Raw genomic sequence first — 3,839 nt, 5'->3', positions numbered from 1 at the left:
GGCCGGGCCGGGGCGGCGAGCGGGGCCCGGAGCGCACAAAAAAGATCGCGCTGGCCCCGGCGGAGCCCAGCCCGCCCGACGACGCACCCGAATGTCTTGGGCAGGGCTCCCGTTGGGGCGGGGGCCCGGTGTCGTATGGAGCTATATGCGGGCAGCGACCGAGTTGGGGGACCCGGTACGGCCCTTATGCGGAGCTAAGGGGTGGTTCAGGCCTCGCTGCGCTGCTGCGGAATACCCGCAAGCAGTGCGCGGACCTCAGCCTCGCGGTAACGACGGTGCCCACCCAGCGTGCGGATGGACGTGAGCTTGCCGGCCTTCGCCCAGCGCGTGACCGTCTTCGGGTCGACGCGGAACATCGTGGCGACCTCAGCCGGGGTCAGCAGCGGCTCGGCATCAGGGGTGCGAGCGGTCATGAGCGGCCTCCTCGGGAGAACCGAACCTTCTCGGTTCTTTCCTTTAAATTCTGCACCTTGACCCGCGTTGCCCGATATGGCGGACACGGGTCGAGTCGGTTATAGGACGAACGGCTTGTCCTCGGCACTACAACTACACCATCCGTCCAGCCGCGTCGGCCAAACCGATGGAATTGCCCTCTCAGGTGTCCATCAACGACGGAAGCCGATGGACCATGCCATAGCGGACAGTCACGCCATTGTGACGATCAGTCACAGCGTGATCAGAAGTCATCAGGCCCCCCAATCAGAGTGCAATGCCGAGCGTTCCGCCCACAGTTGGGCGGATGGAGCCCTCCCCGGACTCCTTGTCCTATTTTGGCATGGAGCAAGGGGAAGGATGCAAGGGTGATGTAAGTGCGGTCCGTCACGCTTGACCCAATGGCCCGGATCGGGACCTACGTCCTCGCAGTCCTCCGACCATAGCCCCAAGCGAGATGCGCAAAAGACCCGAGAGTTAGCGGTATGTACCGATTTGGTCAGCTTGCGAACTGCATCGCGCGAACCGTCCGCCACCGTTCCATAAGTCGTGCATACGCGACACCCGCACGCTCGCCGTCGCCCTGACGGAGCGCTGCGATCCCCTCCGCGACATCCGCGGCCGAGTGGTCCTCGTCCAGGTGATCGGAGGGCAGGGTGTGCACGAGCCCGCCGTAGTCCAGCTCGACGAGGGAACGCGGATGGAACTCTTCGAGCCACCGCCCGACATCCGTCAGACCATCGATCAGCGGCCCCTCCTCGAGGGTGTCGCGCAGCGTCTTCAACGCACGCGCGACCCGTCGGCGGGCCTGCACCATCGGGGTGCGGTAGCGCAGCAGGGGCGCGCCTTCGCCCGCGCCCGCCTCCTCCTCGGGCACCGGCTTCTCCTCGTACAACCGCTCCTCGTCGGTGAAGAGGACGAACCAGCTCAGCGGGACATGCCAGGTGGCGGAGCGGATCCAGGGGCGGGCGTCGGGGTTGCGCTCTAGCCAGGACTCGTAGTCGGAGGCCGTCTGCCGGCGCACCACGGGCGGCAGGACCGCGTCCAGTACGGGCTTCGGCAGCTGCTCGTCCAGGGCGCCGAGCGCCTGCCAGCCGCGCAGCCGGGTGCGCCAGGGGCAGATGCACAGCACCCCGTCCACGTACGCGACGAAGGCGTCACTGCTCTCGTGGACCGGGACCGGGACGGGCGGGGTGGGCACCAAGTCCCTCAGCGAGCGGCGGAGTTCGTCCTGGTACGAGGGGCGCTCCTCGCGCTCCGCGTACCGCACCCAGTGGGTGCGCTCGGGCTCGGGGAACGCGGCCAGCGGCTCGTACACGCGCAGATAGGACGCGTAGGGGACACACACCGCCGAAGCCTTGGCCACGCCTGCTCCCTCCCCTGCGGTTCTCCTCGGAAACCCCGCCGAGGACCCTCGGAACTTGTTCCGAATCGTCCCACGGCCCTCCTTCACGAGAGAGTGATCCGCGGCACTCCGGTGCTGGGCGGGCCCGACAGGTCTTAATCTGCTGTCCAACGGCCTCCCCACCCACAGGAAGCCGCTCCAACCGCCGCAATATCCATGGGAGTCACCACCGTGACCGAAGTGACCGGCGCCCCTGCCGACGTGCTGCACACCCTGTTCCACTCCGACCAGGGCGGCCATGAGCAGGTAGTGCTCTGCCAGGACCGAGTGAGCGGCCTCAAGGCCGTCATCGCCCTCCACTCCACCGCTCTGGGCCCCGCCCTCGGCGGCACCCGTTTCTACCCCTACGCGACCGAGGCCGAGGCCGTCGCCGACGCGCTGAACCTCGCACGCGGGATGTCGTACAAGAACGCCATGGCCGGACTCGACCACGGCGGCGGCAAGGCCGTGATCATCGGGGACCCCGAGAAGATCAAGAGCGACGACCTGCTGCTCGCCTACGGCCGTTTCGTCGCCTCCCTCGGCGGCCGCTATGTGACGGCCTGCGATGTCGGTACGTACGTGGCCGACATGGACGTGGTCGCGCGCGAATGCCGGTGGACCACCGGCCGCTCCCCCGAGAACGGCGGCGCGGGCGACTCCTCCGTGCTCACCGCCTTCGGCGTCTACCAGGGCATGCGCGCCAGCGCCCAGCACCTGTGGGGCGACCCCTCGCTGCGCGGCCGCAAGGTCGGTGTCGCCGGCGTCGGCAAGGTCGGCCACCACCTCGTCGAGCACCTGGTCTCCGAAGGCGCCGAGGTCGTCATCACGGACGTCCGCGAGGAATCCGTACAGCGGATTCTGGACCGGCACGCCGGTGCGGAAGGTGCCGTCGTGACCTCGGTCGCCGACACCGACGAGCTGATCCGCGTCGAGGGCCTCGACATCTACGCCCCGTGCGCGCTGGGCGGCGCCCTCAACGACGTCTCCGTGCCGATGCTCACCGCGAAGATCGTCTGCGGTGCGGCCAACAACCAGCTCGAGCACCCGGGTGTGGAGAAGGACCTCGCGGACCGCGGCATCCTCTATGCCCCCGACTATGTGGTGAACGCCGGCGGCGTGATCCAGGTCGCCGACGAGCTGCATGGTTTCGACTTCGACCGCTGCAAGGCCAAGGCCTCGAAGATCTACGACACGACGCTGGCCATCTTCGACCGCGCCAAGGCGGACGGCATCCCGCCGGCCGCGGCGGCGGACCGGATCGCGGAGCAGCGGATGGCGGAGGCCCGCGCCGCACGGCGCGCGGCCTGAGCCGGAGCCGGGCCGGGCGCTGAGCTGAGCGAGGACTCGGCGCCCGGCCTGGGCAAGAGCGCGACGTCGGGCCTGAGCAAGGCTCGGCGCGTGGCCTGAATGTGCGTGATTCGGCGGGTCCTGGACACCCTCTGTTCGGGACCCGTCCATGTCATCGGGGAGACAAGGCTCACGCTCGTCGGCGGGTCGCGCGCCCAGAACAGGTTAAAATCGGGGCTGACCAGCGGGGACGGGGCTCTTCGCAGGTCCTCATAGCAGGCGCGTCCTGTGGGCGGCGTACCGTATGGGCGCCGAAGCAGGTACCGTTGAAGCCCTACGGCACGGTCTCTCCACGGAGAGTCCGTTCCTGATCATGAACGCGTGTCAAGACTCTGGGGCCAGTGCGCCCCATATCCAAGGGGGTCGAGCCATGGGGCGCGGCCGGGCAAAGGCCAAGCAGACGAAGGTCGCCCGCCAGCTGAAGTACAGCAGCGGCGGGACTGACCTGTCGCGTCTGGCCAACGAGCTGGGCGCTTCTACTTCGCAGCAGCCGCCTAATGGCGAGCCGTTCGAGGATGATGACGAGGAAGACGACCCGTACGCCCAGTACGCGGATCTGTACAACGACGACGAGGATGAGGACGAAGAGTCCGATCCGCCGTCGTCTCAGCGCCGCGGCGCTTGACCTCGTAAGGCGTTAACAGAACCCGGTCCGGCGAAGTCTGCCGGACCG

4 protein-coding genes are annotated in these 3,839 nt (G+C 68.2%); 2 read left to right on the top strand and 2 right to left on the bottom strand.

Annotated elements, in window-relative coordinates:
* Positions 1-206 precede the first annotated feature (206 nt).
* Positions 207-413 (bottom strand): developmental transcriptional regulator BldC, encoded by a 207-nt coding sequence (gene bldC, locus JAO81_RS37860; RefSeq protein ID WP_003949541.1) that lies wholly within the window; start codon positions 411-413, stop codon positions 207-209.
* Between the two features lie 518 nt (positions 414-931).
* Positions 932-1,798, bottom strand: a complete 867-nt coding sequence (locus tag JAO81_RS37855) for a hypothetical protein (RefSeq protein ID WP_199552537.1) — start codon at positions 1,796-1,798, stop codon at positions 932-934.
* A gap of 210 nt (positions 1,799-2,008) precedes the next feature.
* Between JAO81_RS37855 and JAO81_RS37850 the strand changes: the two genes are divergently transcribed.
* Both JAO81_RS37850 and JAO81_RS37845 read left to right on the top strand, forming a co-directional pair.
* A complete protein-coding gene (locus tag JAO81_RS37850) occupies positions 2,009-3,127 on the top strand; it encodes a Glu/Leu/Phe/Val dehydrogenase dimerization domain-containing protein (protein WP_199552536.1) in 1,119 nt (372 codons plus the stop codon).
* Positions 3,128-3,536: 409 nt separating this feature from the next.
* Complete coding sequence (locus JAO81_RS37845; RefSeq protein WP_199552535.1) at positions 3,537-3,791, top strand: DUF3073 domain-containing protein; 255 nt, start codon at positions 3,537-3,539, stop codon at positions 3,789-3,791.
* Positions 3,792-3,839 lie beyond the last annotated feature (48 nt).

The sequence above is a fragment of the Streptomyces sp. N35 genome (assembly GCF_016464295.1).
GTDB lineage: Bacteria > Actinomycetota > Actinomycetes > Streptomycetales > Streptomycetaceae > Streptomyces.
Note: the sequence above shows the minus strand (reverse complement) of the source record. Positions and strands in the feature narration are given on the sequence as shown.

Bases quoted from the DNA above. Each gene is read 5' to 3' on its own strand.
- bldC (WP_003949541.1), bottom strand. From the start codon at position 413: ATGACCGCTCGCACCCCTGATGCCGAGCCGCTGCTGACCCCGGCTGAG.
- JAO81_RS37845 (WP_199552535.1), top strand. From the start codon at position 3,537: ATGGGGCGCGGCCGGGCAAAGGCCAAGCAGACGAAGGTCGCCCGCCAG.